The following is a 22,724-nucleotide window of genomic DNA, read 5'->3' as shown; positions in this document are numbered from 1 at the left end:
AACCCACCTACAACCAACCCACCTACAACCAACCCACCTGCACAAAACCCACCTGCAGCACATTAATAAAATAGAATTATAAAATAAAGCTCCCAACGGATTCGTTGGGAGCTTTATTTGTGCCTTAAATAGTTTTTAAGCTCTTGCCTGATTAGCAGCTTTAATACCGGCTAAATCAACTTCTTCAAGCGGAATAACCTTAGTATGATTCTTAATCTTGTATCCAACGTACAAAATTAAGAACAGTGGCACAGACATGTACGTAATGCCAATGGCCTGCCAGTTAAGAGTTGCAAATGAGTGCAAATCCTGGCCAACAATAACCAAAACGCACAAAAGGAACGCAACAATCGGACCAAAAGGATACCACTTTGCTCGGTACACTAAATCGTCCAAAGAATGCCCCTGAGCCACATACGCTTTTCTAAAGCGGTAATGCGCTAAAGCAATACCAGCCCAAGCAATAAAGCCTGTTAAACCACTTGCAGCAACCAGGAACATGTATATTTGCGAGCCAAAAATACTCATGAAGAACGTGAACAAAGCCACCACAAATGTTGCAATTAAAGCTGGAACTGGAATACCGCGGAGGCTTACTTTTCCGAAAACTTTTGGAGCATTACCATCTTTTGCAAGAGCATAAAGCATTCTAGTAGAAGCGTACATTCCGGAATTTGCTGCAGAAATAACAGAAGTCAAAATAACAGCATTCATAACTGCTGCAGCAGCTGCAAGACCTGCACGCTGGAACACAAGCGTGAATGGGCTTATAGCAATATCAGTTACTTCGGATCCAAGCAAATTCTTGTCGGTGTAAGGAATAATGCACGCAATAACGAAAATCGCAAGAATGTAGAAAAGAAGAATACGCCAGAATACTTGCTTAACAGCCTTCGGAATACTCTTTTCTGGCGTTGCAGACTCTCCAGCAGTAATACCAATAAGCTCAGTTCCTTGGAAGGAGAAGCCAGCAATAGCAAACGCGCACAGCACTGCAGGAACACCACCAGCAAACGGAGCATCTTTATGCGTAAAGTTTTGCAAGAATGGAGCTTTGCCGCCAATAATTCCAACAATTGTAAGCATGCCAACAACGAGGAACACAATAACCGCAACAACTTTCACAATAGAAAGCCAGTATTCTGTTTCTCCGAAGCACTTAACTGTAAGAACGTTAATCAGCAAAATAAGCATAAGAACCGAAAGTGAGAAAATCCATATTGGCACTTTCGGGAACCAGTATTGCAAAACTATTGCTGCAGTACTAACGTCTACAGCCACCGTAATAGCCCAGTTAAACCAATAGTTCCAGCCCATTGCAAAACCTAAAGCAGGATCAACAAAGCGTCCGGAGTACGAAGCAAACGAGCCACTAATAGGCATAAACGTTGCCATTTCTCCAAGAGAAGTCATAAGGAAGTAAACCATTATGCCTATTGCGCCGTAAGCAAACAAAGCGCCGCCAGGACCAGCCATGTGAATTGTTGCACCACTGGCAACAAATAAGCCGGTACCAATGCTGCCGCCTAAAGCAATCATGGAAATATGACGTGTTTTCAAAGCACGATGAACATCGTGATTCTGCTGAGAAGTTTGTTCAGCAGTAGATGGTAATGAACTATTACTCATTTTTCCTCCTTTTATGTCGTCTCAGAGGCAAAACAAGCAACAGCGTGCGTGTCGATAGCGCTCCGCAGCGAATGCCGAAATCGCTGCGACAGTACTTGGTTTATTAAACCAAGTCCCAGCTCACTACCTTTGGAAATCAGCAGTAAACTTCGGCGCTCTCCCCTTTTGTAAGTAATCAACGCTTTTCCGAGCTCATACTTACTACTCTTGTTGAGCGCAACCTCTGGTCGATGGTGTTCATTATTAGTACTACTTAGCGACAAACATACAGAATTGCGGCGTGGCGAAAAGAGAATAAAAAAAATCTCGGCAAATTATGTAACCTGCCGAGATAAATCGTGGAGCTAGGGGGATTCGAACCCCCGACCCCCTCCATGCCATGGAGATGCGCTACCAGCTGCGCCATAGCCCCATTTTTAGTTATGCTGTTCAAGCGAACCTTTGATAGAATACAACAAATTAGCGCTCTATCCAAATGCGGCGTGTCGAATCAGCTTAAATATTACTAAAAATATTGCTACTTAATTACCGTTTGAACTACCGGAATTTTCTGCATTTCCAGAAGTAGACGCTCCGCCTGAAGCTCCCCCTGAAGAAGATCCTAAACCACCGTTAGAAGAGCTACCTGAAGCACCACCAGGAGCAGTTGACGACGAGGAGGACTCCCCGCTTGAGTTACTTCCCGAAGTTGATTCTCCAGAATGCGATCCGCCACTTGTTGAAGAATTATCACCACCAGGCTCACCGTCAGTAGAATTTCCTAAATTAGAATCTGAGTCATCGCGGGAATGTAAACCTTTGTTTTCATCCTCTTTTTCTGAATCCTGATTTTCTGAATCACTATCAGACGGCTTCTTATGCTCAACGCCATTATTGCTATTTTGTTGAGGATTTACCTGATTTTTAGGCTTCTGCTGAATCTGCTGAGGCTGAATATTGTCCGTTCCCTTGCCTTGCGTAAAAAGCAAAACAATTCCTGCAGTGGCAACAACAGCAACTAAAGCGCTTATTACAGCTATAGTAATAGTTGCAGCATAACTATTCTTACGTCGATCTAAATTACTTGCGTTAGCATACTTAGAATCGCGAATAGCTTCAGATAACGGCACAGGCTGGCTCAAATCGCCTTCCGACAATTCCATATCTTCTTCGCGCTGCTCGCGTAAAGCAGAAAGCTCTAAAAGTCGCGTATTTTCTAATTCTGGATCTTTAGCTTCAGAGCTTATAGTTCGCCCAGAATTAACTTCACCATTTTGCCTAGAATACGCCATACGAGCATCATCTCCCGCGACTTTATATCCAGCATTTCTTACTTCAACATTGTATACAGGATGCATGTTAAGAGTTTGAACATTATCTTTATATTGCTTCGAATCATTAGCATAACCAGCAGCGTCAGAAGTACCAGCAGAATCAGAATTATTAAGATTCTTAGGATTTGCTTCAGCTAACTTACGGGAAGAAGCGTGAATAACATTCTGATACAGCTGAGAAGCCACAGCCGACACAATCGAACCAATAGCCACACCAATAACCGAACCGGCAATACCAATTTTAGAAGCGAGCAAAAACGAGGTCACTGCTGCCAGCGAACCCGCTAAAACCTGCGTAAATGATATGCCTTTGAAGAAATTCTTCACGTGTTTACCTTAACTACCTAACAATGTATTGCGAAACATAAATGCAATATGTATAAACTTATTACAAATTACAAATTACCACTCACAACGATGGTATCACTCAAGGCATGAGTTGGATAGCTATTTTAGGAATCTACTTAGTTCTTTCTTTGCTTCCATAATGTTCGCCCAAGCTTGCAATAATAATGGCTGCAAATATTAAAGCAAATCCCACAAATGCCATATTTGACACATACTCATGGTAAAGCAGCGTAGAAAATAGTAGAGTAAATAAGCTTTCAGTGCACATAATAACCGATGCGTTTGCCGTAGAAAGATTAACCAAACTATAGTTTTGCATAATTTGCGCAGCAACAGTCACCACAACAATTAAGTAGAACATGTTTGCAAAAATAGAAAGATTATCCGCGCCGTTGAAATTAGGCAAAGGCTCATAAATTAACGCTCCAGCTAAGAACAGCACTCCTGAAACAACAAATTGTCCAAAAGTTAAAGTTACAGGATTATATTTTCTTGAATAATACGCAAGGAACGTAAGATTAAAAGCGAAAACTGCAGCGCATACAAGAGTCAGAATATCGCCATAAGAAAGCGTAAGAGCGAACATTCCTGGCTTTAAAGCCACAAAACCAACGCCAGCAACACAAACTACAGCAGCAATTAAGCCTAGTATTGTAGGCTTTTTCTTAACAATTAGCCAAGCTGAAAATGGTGTAATAACGCAGTAGGCTGCAGTAAGAAAAGCGCTACGACCCGGATCAATTGTTTGCAATCCTTCAGTTTGCAAAACTAAAGTCGCATAGTATGTAACACCAGTTATTAGCGAAGGAATAATCAATTTTTTTGTAAAAGTTTTACGAAGAGTGCCGAAAAAAATTACAAACATAATCGCGCACGCACCAATCATGCGCACTCCCATAAGCCATTGAACCGGAAAAACTTCGAGAGCATACTTTGAAGAAACGTAGCTGCCACCCCAAATAGCAGCGCAAACTAACAACATTAGTTGAGAAATATGAACACTGTTCCCTTTAGGCATGCCAGATTTATCAACTATTGATTTAGCTGCTTCACCATTAGCTTTCATAATGCCTCCCCTTCAACTATAAAAGTTAATCCACTAATAAAAGTCGCTTCCTTAAAGCCGCTTCATAAAAGTTACTTCCTTAAAGTCGCTTCCTTAAAATTTTCTTTTATTTAGTGAATTTAGTTTATAAAATACACAGATTAGCCATAAAATCGGGAAAAGTACAACTTTTCGGCGTTCCTCAGGAAAATTTCCGATACGCGCTTCATAAAACCGATATACTTAACTATTTTGCTTTATATCTTTCACATAAGTAATTTTTATAAAATTCGGTGATTTATATCACAACTGCGTAATTTTTTGCAGCACACACTCGTATACTCTTCTAAAGAAGCGTAATGTAAAAGTAATGACTTGTTTAATTGCACACCACAGACGCGCGCAATTTTACTAATAACGAAAGGAAATATTATGGCAACTCTTAATGCAGATATGAAAGAATTTATTGCTAATAATTTGGCTTGGATTGCAACAGTAAGCAAAGATGGCGAACTTGATTTAGGACCAAAAATGTCTATGTTCGTGCTTGACGACAACCACCTTGCCTACCACGAGCGCACTGCCGGCCAGCATTTTAAGAACTTGCAAGACGGCAGCCAGCTAGTAGTTGCTTTTGCTAATTTGGCAGAAAAGAAGGGTTATCGCTTCCGTGGAACCGTAACTCTTCACACGGATGACGCGATTTACGACGAGCAGGTTCGTGTGGCCGAAGAAAAAGGCACAAAGAAGCCAGCTGCAGTTCCAGTTATGGAAATTACTGAGATTCAGGATTTGACTTCTGGAGCTACTGCCGGCAAAACAATCGCAAAAGATTAATTCGTAGCTTGAGCAAAACGCCGAATTAGTACGTTTCAAGCAAGCGGAATACAATATCGAGTGGCGTTCGTCCTCAAAGGCGAAGATGAACACCACTCAATTCTTTATTTAATTACTTAGTTGTTGCTAATTTACTTATTTTCTTTACGCAATGCTTGCAACCTAACATTCATTTCTTCCGCTTTCTTCTTCTCGAAGTAATAAATTATTGCAGCAATCGCAATCGGGAAAATAACAGTGAACGCAATCCATCCGCAAATCACAGCTGGCTCATCTTTGAATGAAATCCAACCAACAATCACCGATACAATAAATTGAATAGCAATTGGTGGAACTAGCGCAAAAACGAACTTTGCAAGATTTGACATGCGTTCATTCGACCAAAAAATAGCGAACACTCCATATCCTATGCCTATAACAAACGCGGCTACAGCATAAGATGCAATTCTGTTTCCAACCGCGCTATGCGCTAACAGGCTTGAAATAAAAGACATTACTGTAAAAATAGTGCACCCTATGCCAATGCCTTTAACAATGTTTTTTGCCATTGTTTTGCCTAAAGTTGTAACTTGCTTTTCCATAATAATCGTTTCCCTTTTAAGTATTAAAAAATTAGTATTAAAATTTTTGTTTTATATTTGACTACGCTTAAAACTACATTCCCAAGCGCTTTTTGAACGAGCTCAAGCATCTGCGACTAATCCACTCAACGCTTCCGTCGTCCATTTTTACGCTCATACTTCCGCCAAATCCTGGATCTACTCGAACAATGCGATTCAAGTTCACGATTGCGGATTTAGATATGCGCACAAACGACGCGAATTGCGGATTATCAAAATCCATTAAGCGCTTGTAAGAAACACACTCGCCTTTATCGCTGTGAATGATTACGCGCGAATTTTCTACGCAAATCATAATCACATCTGGCTCGTGCATAACAATAATCGAATCATTAATATAACCGTATATGAATGAATTATTGTTGCTATTTGCCGCGTCCGCAGTATTATTTTCGGCGCTGCTTGCGTCTGCATTTTTAGAATCAATACTTTGCAAGCTGGATATAATGCGTTTAAGATTATCGTCAATATTGTGAAGCGACAACTGAGCGTGCTGCTCTTCTTCTGGCGGCACAATAGCAATTGTTACTTTCATCAAGCCTCCCTTCCGTAGTTCTACCGTTAGCGTTTGCTAGCTTTTTGTTTTGTAATTTTGACTATACGGCACTGTAAATAGTCTGTCTTTACAAAATCGCTAAACGGTAGTTTTAGGAATATAAGCGGTAAAAAGAAGAGATTATGCCGATTAAGCTGCTCCCCAAATGCGAATAAGACGCTGGCTTGTAGGATCAGCTGCAGGGCCTTGATCGTAAGCATCCAAACGCCAATGAATCGAACCATCCGCATTAAGACTTGGAATTAAGCGCGCCCAACGACCGTTTCCCATTCCGCCAATCGTCTTATAAGAAGGATCCACCTTGTCTAATCCAAGAAGCTTATGAACAGTTTGCGAAAGACAAGAGCCGTGAGAAAACACTAGCAAATCGCGGTCGGAACCGGTTTTGCGCGTCCACTGTTCAACAGTTGCAGCTGCACGCTCTCCTACTTCCTGCTTAGTTTCTGCACCGTGGCGAAGCTCTCCGCCTTCGCCTTTTACCCAAGCGTTAAAATCTTCCGGCCATTTTTCGCTAATTTGCTGGCGATTAAGGCCTTCCCACTCGCCAAAGAAGCGCTCGCGCACGCCATTTTCAACATGCACATGAAGCCCAAGCTTATCCGCAAAAGCGTGAGCTGTTTGCTGCGCGCGAATAAGAGGAGAAACAATCGCCACAAAACTCGCGTCCGCTTCTTCCGGCGTAATGCGCACATGCTCCTGGCTATTCGGATCCTTTGGATCTTCCAAATCAGAAGCGCCAAAAAGCACGCGCAAAGCCTTACCAGAGCGAGTCACCTGATCCATTCCAGACTCATCCAAAGCAATATCAATCATGCCTTGAAGACGAAACTGCGCATTATAAGGCGTCTGGCCGTGACGAATAAGCATAACAGAGCGCGCAAGTCCTTCATGAGCACTATTAACGGAATTATTTACGTTACTCGCAACGTTTTCAACAAAATCAACCATAATCTACCGCCTTCTAAAGCCTTTTATAAATAATTTAACGCTCCCAGCTAGGCTTCCAGCCTTCAATTACGTGCTGAGCATTTTCCGAATACACCATAGAATCAGCCGGAACATCGTGACGCACAACAGAGCCAGCACCCGTAGTTACACCATCAGACACATTTACTGGAGCCACAAAAAGATTACCTGCACCAACGTGAACACCAGAACCAATACTCGTATGATTCTTATGCACTCCATCATAGTTTGCAGTAATCGTGCCGCCACCAATATTCGTATGCTCACCCAAGTTGGCATCGCCAATATAGCTTAAATGCGGAACCTTAGTGCCGTTACCAATATGCGCCTTCTTCATTTCCACGAAAGCGCCGGCCTTACTTTCTTCACCAAGCACATTTCCCGCGCGCAAATACGTCCACGGACCAATGTTAGCAGCCCTGCAAATATGCGATTCTTGCACACGCGAACGCTCAACTACAGCATCCTCGTCAACTTGCGCATCAATAAGAGTCGTATAAGGGCCAACAACAGCGCCGCTTAAAACATTAGTATGACCTTGAAGGAAGCAGCCAGGAAGAACCGTCACATCTTGAGCAAGAGTAACATCATCTTCAATCCAAGTAGTATCCGGATCAAGAATAGTTACGCCTTCAAGCATCCAATGCTCACACACGCGCTTATTATAAGCTTTTGCGAGCGCAGACAACTGCACACGAGTATTAACACCCTCTACGCTAAGTGGGTCAGGAGCAGACATCGCTCCCACATGACCAAACTTTCGAGCATGTTCCAAAGCATCCGTTAAATAAAACTCGCCTTGAGCATTTTGAGAATTTAAGTTTGCAATTGCGTCACATAATACAGTCGCATCAAACACGTATACGGAAGTGTTTACTTCTTTAATTTCAAGTTCTCCAGCATTAGCATCCTTATGCTCTACGATTCGCAAAACATCGCCGTTTGCTTCGCGAACAATACGGCCGTAGCCAGTAGCATCGTCTAATACTGCTGTAAGAACAGTTGCAACATTGCCATGATTATTGTGAAAATCTACTAAAGATTGAAGAGTTTTAGTGTCCAAAAGAGGCATATCGCTTGCTGCAATTAACACAGCACCTTTTAACGTTTCGCCAGTTTCTTTTTTAGCGATTTCGTTAAGATCTTTAATAGCGCACTGAACTGCGCGGCCAGTTCCAGGGGTTTCGTCCTGATTTACAATATGCACATTCTTGTTATAGCTAACAGCTGCAGCGGTTACGCGTTCAGCCTGAGCATGCACAACTACAGCCATCTTATTTGGATTTACGCCAGCAATTGCGCTCATAACACGATTTAGGAATGTTTTTCCAGCAAAGTTATGAAGTACTTTCGGAGTTGCTGAACGCATACGCGTACCTTCACCCGCCGCTAAAATAATTGCCGCGGCCACATCATGCTTTTCCACGCATGCTCCTTATTTTGTATTAAATAATATTCTTACTTATTTAATTCTATTACGTCTTAACGCCTATCCAAAACAAAAACGCTACTTGCAAAACAAGTAGCGCCTGTATAAGCTCCCTCACCTGGATTCGAACCAAGACAAAGGGTTCCAAAGACCCGTGTGCTGCCATTACACCATGAGGGAACGGCGGAAAAACCGCCAAGTCACTATTATGCCACACGAATTGACTTCGTCAAATTTGGCGTGGCGAAAAGTAAAATCAGCGTTTACGCAAATAGGAAGCCTTGACCGTGATGTTCCGGGTAAGTGTCGAAAAGCTTCGCAACCGAACCATCTTCAAATACTGCTTTAATTGCGCTTGCAAGAAGAGGAGCAATAGAAAGAACAGTCAAACCATCCCAACGCTTTTCTTCCGGAATAGGCACAGTATCCGTCAACACAACTTCGCGAGCGCCACAAGCCTTCAAACGCTCAACCGCAGGGCCAGAAAGCACGCCGTGAGTTGCAACAACTGTAACAGACTTAGCTCCAGCTTCCTTCAACACGTTGCAAGCGCCAGCAATAGTGCCAGCAGTATCAATCAAGTCATCAACCATAACGCAATCGCGACCAGCAACGTCACCAACAACGCGGTTTGCAACAGCCTTATTCGGGCATGTAATATCGCGAGTCTTATGCACAAAAGCCAAAGGACCGCCGCCTAAACGCTGCGCCCACTGTTCAGCCACGCGAATACGGCCAGCATCCGGAGACACAACAGTTACGTTTGCAAGATCTTCACGAAAACGATCGCGCACATAATCAACCAAAACAGGCATAGCAATCAAGTGGTCAACAGGACCGTCGAAGAATCCCTGAGACTGAGCCGCATGCAAATCAACGCTCATAATGCGGTCAGCGCCAGCAGTTTTAAGCAAATCAAACATCAAGCGGCAAGAAATAGGCTCACGACCGCGATGCTTCTTATCCTGACGAGAATAGCCAAGAAGTGGGCAAACTGCAGTAATCGAACGAGCAGAAGCGCGCTTCAAAGCGTCAATCATAATCAACTGTTCCATAATGGACTTGTTGACAGGGTCGCTGTGACTCTGCAATACGAACACATCCGTACCGCGCACCGACTGCGTGTAACGAACATACATTTCGCCATTAGCAAAATCGTATGCCGTTGTTTCCAATACATCAATGCCAAGCTGGTCTGCTACATCACGAGCAAGTTTCGGATGGGCGCGACCAGTAACGAGAACAAGGTTTTTATCTGGCTTTCCTTCAAGGACGATGCTCACCATATCTCCAAACGTTAGTTCGCTTTAGTTCGCGAAATGAACATATTCAATACTAACTTTTTGCGCAGACTTGCGGCGACAAGCCGAAAAAGTAAATAGTCACGACCTATACAAGCCGTGCTTAACAATGTACTGCACTACTCCATCCGGAACTAAATACCATACTGGTTCACCATGCTCAGCGCGACGGCGAACATCCGTAGAAGAAATCGACAATGCTGGAATCTCCAAAATATCAACCGGCAAATGTTCAGAATCGCAGTGAACAATATCGTCATAATTTGCAACATTTCCAGCACTGTTCACATTCAGCTGCCTAGTAATAAAAGGCAAATTAGACTCCAACTTTTCCGGCCTAGAATACCCCGGGCGAGTTACTGCTACAAATCGCGCCAAATTCCACATTTCGCGCGCATTCTTCCACTGCATAATTTCCGCCACAGCATCCGCTCCAGTAATGAAGAAAAGCTCCGCATCCGGATGCTGCGCGTGAATATCTTGCAAAGTATCAATAGTGTAAGTAACTCCTGGACGGTCAATATCAACCCTAGAAACAGTAAACTTAGGATTAGAAGCCGTTGCAATAACCGTCATTAAATAACGGTCCTCAGCATTCGTAACTTTTTTATCAAGCTTAAAAACAGGCCTACCAGTTGGCACGAAAATAACCTCGTCCAAATCATAAACCCACGCAACTTCAGAAGCCGCAACCAAGTGGCCGTTATGAATAGGATCAAAAGTTCCACCCATAATGCCAATACGCTGACGCTCATGAACGTTACCGCGTGCAGAAGTGCGCTTTCGCATAGAAGTTGCTACCGCAGGAGGAGCCGCTTCTTTTCCGGTAAACGAACCTTGAAACAGGTCAGACATTCGCCGCTGAGCATCTGTGTTATTTTCAGGACTCATTCGCTTCAGATTCCTTATCTTCAGCCTCAGTTTCACTAACTACCCCAGAAGCATCATTCGCACTATCTGGGTTAATATTCCCCATCTCCTCATCCCACTCGTCCTTAACAACACGCTGAATTTCAGCAAAAGTTGGAAGAGGGAAATCAGGCTGATACGTGCCGCGAATTTTTGCCACAGATTCAGTGATTTTAACAAGCATTGATGTCATTGCATCAACATCATTATTGCGCTCTAAAGCACTAAATTCACGAATATTCTTTTCCATTCGACCCATTTGCTCAAGAACGCTAGAAAACGCATCATCTTCAGGAAGCGTTACGTCATTTGCGTCAGCATCCGGCCATCCCATAAGCACAGCATCCGCATATTCAAGCGAGGAACGCTGTTGCGCGGAGGCAATACCATCCTCAATTTGCACCAAAAACACATAGCGCACAATCGACAAACGCTCAGCCGCAATATTAAGCGCTTCAGCCGGAGTTATATTCACATCATTCTTAGGCATATCATTAGGCATACTCTTACCTTACCGCCACGTAACTATCAAAACCAGTACTACTCGCGTATCTGACCGCTGCCGTAGCCAATCCACTTGGTTGTTGTCATCTCACGCAATCCCATAGGGCCTCTTGCATGCAATTTTTGCGTCGATATTCCAAGCTCAGCACCAAAACCAAACTCTCCACCATCCGTAAAGCGCGTTGAAGCATTCACCATCACCACTGCAGAATCAACATTCGCAATAAAACTTTGAATCGTTTCGTAATCTTCAGCAATAATTGTTTCCGTATGCCCTGTAGAATACTTCGCTATATGATTTGCAGCATCAAAAGCATCGTCCACAATTTTTACGCCCATATTAAGCGACAAATACTCGCGTTTCCAATCCTCGCAAGTTGCATGCTCAAGCTGCAAACCTGCAATATTAGCAGATTGCAAAATTTCGTAAGATTTATCGTCAGCATGCAAAATAACATTATGCTCAGCTAAAGCAGCGCCAACTTGCGGTAAAAATTCCTGCGCAATATTGCGATTTACCAATAATTTTTCTGCCGCATTACACACACCTACGCGCTGAGTTTTTGCGTTAATAACAATCGGTATAGCTTTTTTAATATCAGCGCTTTTATCTACATAAATATGCACGTTTCCAGCACCAGTTTCAATAACCGGCACTGTAGACTCTTTAACAACCGTAGCAATAAGATTCGCACTACCGCGCGGAACTAGAACATCAATATGACCGTGCGCGTGCATCATGGCCGTGGCCCCCGACCTACCTAAATCGTCAACCGACTGAATTAAATCTGCACTAAAACCGGCTTTTTTAAGCACACTTCCAATAATCTCAATGCTTTTTTGATTCGTATTTTGAGCCGCACTTCCGCCTCGCAAAATTGCAGCATTACCAGACTTTAAGCACAAAGCTGCAACGTCAATAGTGACGTTTGGGCGAGCCTCATAAATCATTCCCATAACGCCAATTGGCACGCGAACTTGCGAAAGTTTAATACCATTAGGAAGAGTGTATCCGCGAACAACTTCTCCTACAGGATCTTGCAATTGCGCAATTTTTCTTACGCTTTGAGCAGAATTTTTCACACGCTTTTCGTCAAATTTAAGCCTGTCGAGCTTTCCAGCATCCATTCCTTTAGCTTCGGCTTCTTTAAGATCTTTTTCATTAGCGGCGGCAATATCTAAAGCTGCTAAATCCAAAGCGTCAGCCATTTTTTCAAGAAGCTCATTTTTTGTTCTAGTATCCGTTTTGGAAAAATCTCGCCAAGCAAGCCTTGCTAAATCCGCGCGCCCATTAACTAAATCGTCAACGCTCAACGTTCCCCCTTGTAGATTATTGGCTTTATTTTCCTGTTTAGAATCAAGAGTTGTCATAATTATGAGATTAGCACACGCCCGTTCGCCCAGCGCTTCGGGTAGCATATTTTTATAAGACGATGCATAATTTGCACAAATATTCCATATGATTATTCGGTTACGGAGACATTATGGCAGAAGATACAGCTATTTTTCATAGCACGCGCGCAACTACTCCAACTTGCACTGCTAAGCAGGCAATTCGTCAAGGTATTGCCGAAGACGGCGGATTATTTGTAGCCGACACTCTTGGCAGCACACGTTACGATATTTCTAAATTGCAAGGAAAATCCTACCATGAAATAGCTAAAGATATTTTGCAAATCTTGCTTCCTGATTACTCTCAAGAAGAGCTTTCTGATTGCGTAAAACTTGCATACGCAGACCAATGGTCTAACTCTGACATTACTCCAATTCGTCAGCTTGGAAATACTCGCGATTTTGTTATGGAACTTTTCCACGGTCCTACTTGCGCTTTTAAGGACGTTGCTTTACAAATGCTTCCACAGCTTATGAGCCGCAGCCAAAACAAAACCGAAAAATCTGAATCAAACAATAATCAGAATGTTATGATTTTGACCGCAACTTCTGGAGATACTGGAAAAGCAGCTTTGGCTGGTTTTGCCGATGTTCCAGGCACTTCTATGGTTACTTTTTACCCAGAAGGAAAAGTTAGCCGCGTTCAAGAATTACAAATGACAACTCAAGCTGGTAAAAACGTGCAAGTTTGCGCAGTCCGAGGCAATTTTGACGATGCTCAAACTGGCGTAAAACAGATTTTCACGAATAGTGAGCTTAATAAAAATATTGAAGAATCTTCGAACACTGAATTATCTTCTGCTAATTCAATAAATGTTGGACGACTCGTGCCACAAGTCGTATACTATTTTGCGGCTTATAAGCAGCTTGTTGAGCGTAAAGCAATAGCTCTTGGCGACGAAGTTGAGTTTTGCGTACCAACCGGTAATTTTGGCGATATTCTTGCTGGATATTACGCAAAAATGCTTGGTCTTCCTGTAAAACATCTTATTGTTGCAAGCAATAGCAATAATGTTTTATTCGATTTTTTGGTAAGCGGAACTTATAACCGTCAGCGCCCATTCCATCACACTGTTGCTCCTTCAATGGATATTTTGGTTTCCTCTAATTTGGAACGCATGCTTTACTACATGTGCGATAAAGACACGCGTTTAATACAAATGCTTATGAATGATTTAGCTCAGTGGGGCGCTTTTGAGATTCCAGAAAACGTGCTTGCAAAAATACGAGCTATTTTTGGCTGCGGCTGGGCAAATGAGAATCAGATTCGCGAAGCTATTTCTGACTGCTGGAACAAGTACAAGTATGTTATTGACCCGCATACTGCTTGCGGATACTTTGTTATGCAGCATATTCCGCATGATGAAAACGTACCGCGAGTACTTTTAAGCACTGCAAGCCCTTATAAGTTCCCGCGCGTAGTGGCTGAAGCTTTAGGACTTAAGAATGTGCAAAATATGGATGATTTCCAATGCATGGATGCTCTTAGTGAAGCAACAGGAACGAAAGCTCCAAGCATGCTTAGAGAACTTGAAAATAAGACGCCACGTTTTACTGATGTTATTGATATTTCACAAATGCCTAGCTATGTTCAAACGCAGGCGAATAATTTCGCTAAATGAACGCGATTTAGGTAAAGGAAAAGTAAAACAGTAAATAGTAAAAATAGTAGAGACAATAAAAACAATAAAAAGAGGCTGGATTATTAGAAACCAGCCTCTTTTATTATTCATTATCACTTATAAACAAAGCGGCATATACTTCGTTAATAACGTTTAAATCATGCCCTTTTCTAGCAGCAGCTGCAAAAAATCTGCGTCTTCTAACTAAAGGCTCAAGATTTTTCGTACGTTGAGCAGTTTTTCGGCCAAGCTCCCAAGCTGCTTCAGTAAATACTCCAGAGTTTTGAGCTAACTCCACGCATTTCGAAATAGCGTCAGGATCAACATTCTTACGATGCAATTCCATGCGTGTAGCTCTAGCACCAAGAAGCCGTGCTACGCAAGAGCGAATTACCATTTGAGCGTATTGATTGTCGTCAAGAAGATGCAATTCAATTAAACGGTTAATAACCGAGTCAACAACAACTTCACAGTAGCCTTTTTCTTTAAGACGCTGACGCATATCTATTACAGAGCGAGGAGCATAATCTAAAAGTCTTAAAGCTGCTTCCCTACAATCATCTTCATCACCTTCACAAGGCTTGTTACTCGCGCAAAGCCCGGCACTTGCGAAATTCTTATCGTTTAAATCACACTTGTTAGCGCCTTTTACATACGGCATGTTGTTTGTATTAGTTTTTGCGCTTAAACGTGATGATTTACGCGATGTGCGCTTACGAGTATTAAGAGTGATGTCATTACTTTCATCACCTTCTCTAGTAAGCGTTACTGGATGATTGCGAAGAAAACTCGCTACACTAATCACCATATCAATTCGCTTTATACGCTAATCTTCTATTACTTTTCTGCTGAAGATTTTGCAGTAGAACTTTTAGCATCAGAAGATTCATCTGCACGATCCAATTCTGGATCCTCAGCAAATTGATCATCTGAATGCATTAAACCTAATGCTGCCTTAATCTTTTCGCTAATTTCCTCAGTAATAGCTGGATTATCTTTTAGGAATTTACGAACGTTTTCGCGACCCTGACCGAGTTGCTCACCTTCGTAAGTAAACCACGAACCGGATTTCTTAATAACATCAGCCTGCAAGCCCATGTCAATAACAGAACCTTCTGTGGAAATACCTTCACCGTACAAAACATCAAACTCAGCAGTTTTAAATGGCGGAGCCATCTTATTTTTAACAATCTTAACTTTAGTGCGATTACCAATAGCTTCTTCGCCCTCTTTAATAGTGGAAACTCTACGAATATCCATACGCACAGACGCGTAGAATTTCAAAGCCTTACCACCAGTAGTTGTTTCAGGATTGCCGAAGAATACACCAATTTTTTCACGAAGCTGATTAATAAAAATAGCGGTAGTTCCAGCTTGAGAAAGAGCACCAGTCATTTTACGAAGAGCCTGGCTCATTAAGCGAGCCTGCAAACCAACGTGACTATCTCCCATATCTCCATCAATTTCAGCCTTAGGAACTAAAGCTGCCACAGAATCAACAACAATCACATCTAAAGCGCCAGAACGAATAAGCATATCCGCAATTTCCAACGCCTGCTCACCGTTGTCTGGCTGAGAAACAATAAGTGCATCAGTGTCTACACCGAGTTTTCTAGCGTACACAGGATCCAAAGCGTGCTCTGCATCAATAAACGCTGCTACTCCACCGTTTTTTTGAGCATTAGCAACAATATGCAATGCAAGAGTTGTTTTACCAGATGATTCTGGACCGTAAACTTCAACAATACGTCCACGAGGAACACCACCAATACCCAAAGCAGTATCCAAAGCGATTGAACCTGTAGGAATCACTTCTACATCTTGCATAGGCCTGTCGCCCAAGCGCATTGCAGAACCTTTTCCGTATTGTCTTTCAACATTAGCTAATGCAGTTTCCAGCGCGGCTTGACGACGAGGATCTGCCTTATCTGCATCAATAAGACGATCAACAGTGCTTTTACCTTTTGCTGTTTGCGCCATGTTTGCTACTCCTTTCGCATGCCGTTATGTATCGAACGACATTAGTTCGACACGCGATGCTGCTGCAAGCGCTTTTGAGCAATGTGGATAAAAGCTAAAGCTAAATATTCACCATGACGCTTGAGCGCGCTGCAATCATCTCAACAATCTCAAGTATACTACAAATACGAACATTTGTTCGATACTGCGTGTCTTGCTTGTAAATCAGCCAAAAGTTCAAATATTACTCGAATACAGACAGTAAATAATCTAAAATTTTAAGCAAATTATGTACCGTAGCTTTACGCACTTGCTCACGACTACCTTCTAAATTAAGTTCAAAAACAAGAACAACATCTTTTTTAGAAATGTAATCCCACATATTGCTAACACAATCCAGGTCAAGAAGCTCACTAGATTTTTGCAAAATCAAATCGCGCAAATTAAAAGATTCAGGAAGCAAAACGCCAACATAAACCAATCCAGCAGGTTTACTTCCGTCCGGGCCAGGCCCTGCAACTCCGGTTGTTGAAAGACCAATTATTGGAAAGCTAGAATCTGCCGAAGAATCATCTTCATACTCCCAACCAGCACCACGGTATATGCGAGACGCCCCCACTGCCATCTGCATAGCAACATCCCTAAAAACCGCACCTTCGGTCTGTAAAAGATGAGCGTCGACACCTAAAATTTTAGCTTTAGCGTGAATATCGTAAGTAACAGCAGAGCCACAAAATACGCGAGAAGCTCCAGGAACGCAAACAAAAGCGTCTGCAAGTAAACCGCCTGTTAAAGATTCGGCAGCAGCAATATGAAAACCTAGCTGAACGCTATTAGATAATATGCGCGCAGCTAGGTTTTTGAGAGACACAGGAGAAGAATTATTCATTGCAACGGCGGCAATGGAGCTTCATTAACTTGCTTATCTGCTTGAGAATCATCAACAGAATCCTTCTCAAAGAAAGCACTGTACACGTACAGCACTGCAGAGTAGAAAGCAAAGCCCAAAGAAATACCGAGCAAAGCAAAAGCTACAGAATAGTAAAGCGTAAGCCACCATGGAGGCGTAACTTGAGTATTAAAAATAACAGCCATAGGAGCAATAATCATTGCAAGACCAACAACCTGAGTTAAAGTCTTGTACTTTCCTGCAGAAGAAGCGGCAATAACCCTACCATTTCGGCCAATAACGCAGAAACGAACAATTGTTATGCTGATTTCACGGATTAAGAACAGGATTGTAATCCACCAAATAACTTCTTCAAAAATAGAAGCAATCACAAGAGCTGCCAAAATTAACACTTTGTCTGCAATTGGATCAAGCAACTTGCCTAATTTAGTAACTTGATTATATTTACGAGCTAACCAACCATCAAGCTTATCTGTAACCGCCGCAATAAGGAACACAGCAAACGCAGCCCAACGCATTGGTACGGAGTTATGACCCCACTCGCCTGCAAGCAAATATAAAACAATAAAAACAATTGCCAAAGCAATACGCACATAAGTTACGATATTTGGAGCACAATTCCAGCCTTCAAAAAACGAAGACTTAGCATTCTTCTTCATACGCATACCTTTATCTTATCGCAAACTAAAAACTTCTAGCGCGCCACCCAACATAGTTGTGCAACACAATAACACTATTTTACAACGAGTCAGACTCGCCACGAATAAATGCCAAAACTTTTGGTAAATCTTCCGGCTGAACCAAAACTTCGCGAGCTTTAGAACCCTCAGAAGGCCCAACAACGCCGCGAGATTCAAGCAAATCCATCAATCGACCTGCCTTTGCAAAACCAACGCGCAACTTACGCTGAAGCATTGAAGTAGAGCCGAACTGCGAGCTAACAACAAGCTCAGCAGCCTGAAGCAACTCGTCCATATCGTCGCCAATATCGCTAGTTTTAAGCTTGCTTTGAGCTTGAGCATCCGCTTTTTGAGCCATTTGCTCAATATCTTCACGATACTTTGGCTTACGCTGCGTGCGAACATACTCCACAGCCTTGCGAATCTCAGATTCACTCACCCACGAGCCCTGCACACGCTGAGGTTTTGCAGCACCCATTGGAAGGAACAAAGCATCTCCTTGACCAATCAAGGTTTCTGCACCAACAGTATCGAGAATAACTCTGGAATCTGTTGCAGATGAAGTAGCAAAAGCCAAGCGGGAAGGAATATTCGCCTTAATTAAGCCTGTTACAACGTCAACAGACGGACGCTGAGTAGCAAGAACCAAATGCACGCCTGCAGCTCGAGCAAGCTGAGTAATGCGCTGAATAGAACTTTCAACATCGTTCTTAGCAACCATCATCAAATCTGCCATCTCGTCCACAACCACAAGCAAATATGGGTATGGGGCAACTTTTCGCTCAGAGCCAGCCGGAGCATGAACTTTGCCTTCACGAACAGCCTTGTTGAAATCTTTAACATGGCGGAAACCAAAGAATTGCAAATCATCGTAGCGAGCATCCATCTCTTTAACAACCCACTCAAGAGCTTGAGCCGCCTTCTTAGGATCCGTAATAATCGGCGTAAGCAAATGCGGAATACCAGCGTACGCAGAAAGCTCCACGCGCTTAGGATCAACCATAATCATTCGAACTTGCTCAGGAGTTGCACGCATAATAATCGAAGTAAGCATTGAGTTAATAAAACTAGACTTACCAGAACCAGTAGCACCAGCAACAAGCAAATGCGGCATTTTATCGAGAGCTGCCGTTACAAAATGACCCTCAACATCCTTTCCGACGCCTGTAAGCATAGGATTAGGGTCATTCATGGCTTTTTGCGAGCGCAGAACATCCCCCAAATGCACAATCTCGCGGTCTACGTTTGGAATTTCAATACCAATAGCAGATTTTCCTGGAATTGGAGACAAAATACGCACATCCGTACTAGCTACAGCGTATGCAATATTTTTTTGCAAATTCGTAACTTTTTCAACCTTAACGCCAGGACCAAGCTCAACCTCGTACTGCGTAACAGATGGGCCTCTAAGAAAACCGATTACTCGAGCATCGACGTCAAACTGTTCAAAAGTGGAAGTTAGCGCACGAATAACGTTATCGTTCGCTTGAGTTCTAGCAGCATGAGGTTTTCCATAAGCAAGAATGTTCAAATCAGGAAGCATGTACGGTTGCAAAGCGGAATCTTCCGAAGAGTTTAGATTATTTTTAGCGCTTTCGTCAGCTAAATTATCTTCATTTTCTTGATCTTTTCTATATTGATCCATTTGCTCCGCCGGAATACTAGACCATGGATCTTTAGCAGAATCAACAGAACCGCTCATAGGAGCTTTAGGCAAGGTTTCTGCAGAAGTTAGTATTGGCGAAGAAGAAGCACTTCTAGGATTATTGCTTGATTCATCATTATTTGATTGCGAAGAATCTGAAGAATCTTTAGTATTTACAGGAATATAATTCTCGCTGTAGCCTTCAACATTGCTTACTGTTCTAACGCGTTGAGGTTTAACATGCTCAAGATTTTCACTTGTTTCTGCATTAACGGCTGCAGCATGTGAAAATGCGTCATCTCCAGCATATTCGTCGAGCAAAGTATTGTCTTTTTCTTTATTTTTGCGATTAAATAGCGATTTCCACAATTTCAGCAAGTAAGCTGCGCCTAAATTAGCGCTTTCTTTTTTAGAAGATTTTCCGTCGTGCGTTGGCACACCTTCGGCAAATTCCAAAGGCTCATCTTCATACGAATCCTTAGTTTTACCTGATTTAATTGATTCATTCGCATCGTCTGATTCATCTGATTCATCTGACTCGTCTAAAGAATCCTCATCCTGCGCATTTTTCTTGTTTTTCTTTGAGAAGATTGACGCAACACAGTTTGCAATATCGCTTACATGAAGACGAGCAATCATTAAAACTGCAAAAATAGAGATGATTACGAAAATTATGAGAGCAAATATGCGAGAAAAACCCCAAGACAGTGGAGAGCCTAAAGCAAAACCTAGCAATCCTCCCGCTTTTCTAACTGATTCAAAATCGAACGCGTGACTTTTAGACGCAAGCGAAATATCGAGAATAGAGCATATTGAGCACAGAAGAATAATAAAACCAAAAACAACTCGATGATTCCCGGATTTTGCTCCACTATTTCGCATTAAGCGAAAAGCAATAATACTTAGCCACACAGGGAGCACGACGCTCATAACGCCAAGAGCACCCGAAGCTAAAATATGCAAGCCAACGCCAATAAAACCGCTTACATGAAACCATTCAGAAGCGCAGAATAATACGGCAAGAATTAGCATAACAAAGCATAAGCCGTCTCTGCGGTAAGCTTCATCGTATTCACCTACCCCAAAAAGTGAGCGAACTGCTTTGCCTAAAAGTCTTGGCACAAACAGAAGCATTGTCTGCCACCATGGTTCCTTAGGCGCTGCCTTACCAGCCATACAATACTCCTTCTGCACCATGTGCTATTAGTACGAAAGTCGTCATCAACAACAACATATATGTGTAACCATACCAGTTTACTCCATAGGCTGAGGTTATTGAAATGAAGCTGTTGCCGCTCACCCCACTTATTCGTTGCTAACGCAGTCTACGTACTGCACCAGTAACATATGAATGTTACTTTCTCAGTTCGTTAACTGAGAAAGTAACAGTGTTTAGGCGATTACCGTTATTTTCTCAGTTCGTTGACTGAGTTTTTAACAGTGTTTGGGAGTAATCGTGGTTATAGGCAAAAAGTGCGTCTAAAACAAAAAACGGCAGGTAAATACCAGCCGTTTAAGTGGGGTGGCTAACGCGGCTTGAACGCGCGACCTTCTGAACCACAATCAGATGCTCTACCGACTGAGCTATAGCCACCATGCGCGTGAAACAAACGAAACGAATAAACGAATAAACGAATCGAATCACACAACAGAGGAATACTATACACGATTTTCTAGATTTCCGCCAGAGCAACACACTTCGGCGCGTCGCATATTAAAACTAATCCCCAGCTAGACAATAGCAAATGCAACAATAGACGTATGAGTTTTTCTGAGCAAAATCAGCGCATATTTGGCGTAACTGAAAACAGTAACAACCTGACAGCACTTCTTCTTGGCTCAGGTGAGCTTGGCAAGGAAATTGCGATTGAGCTTATGCGATTAGGCGTGCGCGTTTGCGCAGCAGACAGCTATAAGAACGCTCCTGCCATGCAAATAGCTCACGAATACAGAGTGTTAGATATGTCTGATGCTGCTTCTCTTCAAAATCTTATTGACGAAGTGCATCCGAATATTATTATTCCGGAAGTTGAAGCAATCGCAACTAAAGTTTTGAAAAATGCAGCGAATAATAAAATCCAGGTTGTTCCTAGCGCAGATATTGCAGCAATTGCAATGGACCGCGAGCGCTTGCGTAGAATTGCTCACGAAGATTTAGGCTTGCCTACTACCCCATACCGTTTTGCGTCCTCTTATGAGGAATTAGACGACGGCGCAAAAATCGTTGGCTACCCTTGCGTTGTTAAGCCTGTTATGAGCTCTTCCGGGCACGGCCAGTCTATAGTTAAAAGCCCGGAAGCGCTTAAAGCTGCGTGGGATGAGGCTCAGCATGGAAGGCGCGCGGCAGCTGGTCACGAAAACGAGTGTTCTCGCGTTATTGTTGAAGCTTTAGCTCCTCTTGACTATGAGCTTACAGTTTTAACAGTAAGCTCTTGCGCAGGAATTACTACTTGCGAACCAATTGCTCAGCGTCAGCAAGACGGAGATTATAGAGAATCCTGGCAGCCTGCAAATATTCCTGAATCAATTCGCGCTAATGCGAAAAATATTGCGAAGCGCGCTGTAGAAGGTTTAACTAATATTGCGCATGATGCAAACGAAACCGGTTGGGGCGTTTACGGCGTTGAGTTATTTGTTCTAAAAGATGGCTCGTTGCTTTTTAACGAGCTTTCTCCTCGCCCGCACGATACTGGCATGGTAACTATGATTTCGCAGCATTACAGCGAGTTTGCGCTTCATGTGCTCGCTATTTTAGGCGTGCCTGTTACAGCAAACTACACTTTGCTTTCGTTAAAAGATAACGAGGTTGCAGCAAGTCATGCGATTGTTGTTAATGGCGAAGGAGAAGTTGGCTTTACTAATATTTCCAAAGCTTTACAAGCGGACGAAAATTATCGAAGCGGCTTGCGTATTTTTGCTAAGCCTGAAGTTCACGGCCGCAGACGTATGGCAGTGGCTCTTGCTACGGGATTTAGTCAAGAGGATGCAAGAAAAAATGCGACACGCATTGCAAGAGCATTGCAGACGGATAGCTCAAATGCTGAAATACTTTGAAAATA

Annotated in this window: 19 protein-coding genes, 3 tRNA genes and 1 riboswitch; of the genes, 3 read left to right on the top strand and 19 right to left on the bottom strand. The window is 42.7% G+C overall.

All coding sequences use genetic code 11. The features are described from left to right. Positions 1-135 precede the first annotated feature (135 nt). The 4 genes from ACJV7B_RS02615 to ACJV7B_RS02600 all read right to left on the bottom strand — a co-directional run bounded on the left by ACJV7B_RS02615 (position 136) and on the right by ACJV7B_RS02600 (position 4,308). Complete coding sequence (locus tag ACJV7B_RS02615; RefSeq protein WP_419388900.1) at positions 136-1,629, bottom strand: amino acid permease; 1,494 nt, start codon at positions 1,627-1,629, stop codon at positions 136-138. Between the two features lie 47 nt (positions 1,630-1,676). After that, a riboswitch (Lysine riboswitch) is annotated at positions 1,677-1,864 on the bottom strand. Between the two features lie 104 nt (positions 1,865-1,968). After that, a tRNA-Ala gene (locus ACJV7B_RS02610) sits at positions 1,969-2,041 on the bottom strand. A gap of 109 nt (positions 2,042-2,150) precedes the next feature. Further along, on the bottom strand, positions 2,151-3,269 hold the full coding sequence (locus ACJV7B_RS02605) for a hypothetical protein (protein WP_419388899.1): 1,119 nt from the start codon (positions 3,267-3,269) through the stop codon (positions 2,151-2,153). Between the two features lie 133 nt (positions 3,270-3,402). Then, a complete protein-coding gene (locus ACJV7B_RS02600; protein ID WP_419388922.1) occupies positions 3,403-4,308 on the bottom strand; it encodes a DMT family transporter in 906 nt (301 codons plus the stop codon). A gap of 459 nt (positions 4,309-4,767) precedes the next feature. Between ACJV7B_RS02600 and ACJV7B_RS02595 the strand changes: the two genes are divergently transcribed. Next, positions 4,768-5,172 (top strand): pyridoxamine 5'-phosphate oxidase family protein, encoded by a 405-nt coding sequence (locus tag ACJV7B_RS02595; protein WP_116794133.1) that lies wholly within the window; start codon positions 4,768-4,770, stop codon positions 5,170-5,172. A 131-nt stretch (positions 5,173-5,303) separates the two neighbouring features. Here the strand turns inward: ACJV7B_RS02595 and ACJV7B_RS02590 are convergent, their stop codons facing one another. From ACJV7B_RS02590 to ACJV7B_RS02550, 9 genes are all read right to left on the bottom strand, one after another. Further along, positions 5,304-5,753, bottom strand: a complete 450-nt coding sequence (locus tag ACJV7B_RS02590; protein WP_119521646.1) for a DUF3021 family protein — start codon at positions 5,751-5,753, stop codon at positions 5,304-5,306. A gap of 73 nt (positions 5,754-5,826) precedes the next feature. Continuing rightward, positions 5,827-6,327 (bottom strand): LytTR family DNA-binding domain-containing protein, encoded by a 501-nt coding sequence (locus ACJV7B_RS02585; RefSeq protein ID WP_419388898.1) that lies wholly within the window; start codon positions 6,325-6,327, stop codon positions 5,827-5,829. Positions 6,328-6,477: 150 nt separating this feature from the next. Further along, a complete protein-coding gene (locus ACJV7B_RS02580) occupies positions 6,478-7,296 on the bottom strand; it encodes a histidine phosphatase family protein (RefSeq protein ID WP_419388897.1) in 819 nt (272 codons plus the stop codon). A gap of 34 nt (positions 7,297-7,330) precedes the next feature. Then, positions 7,331-8,740 (bottom strand): bifunctional UDP-N-acetylglucosamine diphosphorylase/glucosamine-1-phosphate N-acetyltransferase GlmU, encoded by a 1,410-nt coding sequence (gene glmU, locus ACJV7B_RS02575; protein ID WP_419388896.1) that lies wholly within the window; start codon positions 8,738-8,740, stop codon positions 7,331-7,333. 112 nt (positions 8,741-8,852) lie between these two features. Then, a tRNA-Gln gene (locus tag ACJV7B_RS02570) sits at positions 8,853-8,923 on the bottom strand. A gap of 83 nt (positions 8,924-9,006) precedes the next feature. Beyond that, positions 9,007-10,029, bottom strand: coding sequence for a ribose-phosphate diphosphokinase (locus ACJV7B_RS02565; protein ID WP_032841780.1), 1,023 nt, complete (start codon positions 10,027-10,029; stop codon positions 9,007-9,009). A 96-nt stretch (positions 10,030-10,125) separates the two neighbouring features. Beyond that, the gene (gene nadD / locus ACJV7B_RS02560) at positions 10,126-10,935 is read right to left on the bottom strand and encodes a nicotinate-nucleotide adenylyltransferase (RefSeq protein WP_004137491.1); all 810 of its coding nucleotides are present in this window, start codon (positions 10,933-10,935) and stop codon (positions 10,126-10,128) included. Further along, positions 10,925-11,455, bottom strand: coding sequence for a hypothetical protein (locus tag ACJV7B_RS02555; protein WP_004137492.1), 531 nt, complete (start codon positions 11,453-11,455; stop codon positions 10,925-10,927). Before ACJV7B_RS02555 ends, nadD begins: the two co-directional genes overlap by 11 nt. A 38-nt stretch (positions 11,456-11,493) precedes the next feature. Beyond that, positions 11,494-12,828 carry a glutamate-5-semialdehyde dehydrogenase gene (locus ACJV7B_RS02550; protein ID WP_116794138.1) on the bottom strand — a complete coding sequence of 445 codons (1,335 nt, stop codon included), beginning with the start codon at positions 12,826-12,828 and terminating at the stop codon, positions 11,494-11,496. Positions 12,829-12,941: 113 nt separating this feature from the next. Between ACJV7B_RS02550 and thrC the strand changes: the two genes are divergently transcribed. Further along, complete coding sequence (thrC, locus tag ACJV7B_RS02545) at positions 12,942-14,471, top strand: threonine synthase (RefSeq protein ID WP_419388895.1); 1,530 nt, start codon at positions 12,942-12,944, stop codon at positions 14,469-14,471. Positions 14,472-14,574: 103 nt separating this feature from the next. Here thrC and ACJV7B_RS02540 read toward each other — a convergent pair whose 3' ends face one another. From ACJV7B_RS02540 to ACJV7B_RS02515, 6 genes are all read right to left on the bottom strand, one after another. Then, the gene (locus tag ACJV7B_RS02540; RefSeq protein ID WP_419388894.1) at positions 14,575-15,279 is read right to left on the bottom strand and encodes a regulatory protein RecX; all 705 of its coding nucleotides are present in this window, start codon (positions 15,277-15,279) and stop codon (positions 14,575-14,577) included. A gap of 29 nt (positions 15,280-15,308) precedes the next feature. Next, a complete protein-coding gene (recA, locus tag ACJV7B_RS02535; protein ID WP_419388893.1) occupies positions 15,309-16,451 on the bottom strand; it encodes a recombinase RecA in 1,143 nt (380 codons plus the stop codon). 223 nt (positions 16,452-16,674) lie between these two features. Beyond that, a complete protein-coding gene (locus ACJV7B_RS02530) occupies positions 16,675-17,319 on the bottom strand; it encodes a CinA family protein (protein ID WP_419388892.1) in 645 nt (214 codons plus the stop codon). Continuing rightward, positions 17,316-17,999: a CDP-diacylglycerol--glycerol-3-phosphate 3-phosphatidyltransferase gene (gene pgsA / locus ACJV7B_RS02525; RefSeq protein WP_419388891.1), complete on the bottom strand. Its 684-nt coding sequence runs from the start codon at positions 17,997-17,999 to the stop codon at positions 17,316-17,318. The genes ACJV7B_RS02530 and pgsA overlap by 4 nt, the downstream gene beginning before the upstream one ends. Positions 18,000-18,078: 79 nt before the next feature. Further along, complete coding sequence (locus tag ACJV7B_RS02520; RefSeq protein ID WP_419388890.1) at positions 18,079-20,841, bottom strand: DNA translocase FtsK; 2,763 nt, start codon at positions 20,839-20,841, stop codon at positions 18,079-18,081. 342 nt (positions 20,842-21,183) lie between these two features. Then, positions 21,184-21,259 (bottom strand) — tRNA-His (locus tag ACJV7B_RS02515). 167 nt (positions 21,260-21,426) lie between these two features. Between ACJV7B_RS02515 and purT the strand changes: the two genes are divergently transcribed. Continuing rightward, positions 21,427-22,719 (top strand): formate-dependent phosphoribosylglycinamide formyltransferase, encoded by a 1,293-nt coding sequence (gene purT / locus ACJV7B_RS02510; protein ID WP_415700189.1) that lies wholly within the window; start codon positions 21,427-21,429, stop codon positions 22,717-22,719. The last annotated feature ends 5 nt before the right edge of the window (positions 22,720-22,724 follow it).

Source organism: Gardnerella bretellae (genome assembly GCF_048545135.1).
Classification (GTDB): Bacteria; Actinomycetota; Actinomycetes; order Actinomycetales; family Bifidobacteriaceae; genus Bifidobacterium; species Bifidobacterium greenwoodii.
This window is presented reverse-complemented; position numbering and strand designations above follow the sequence as displayed.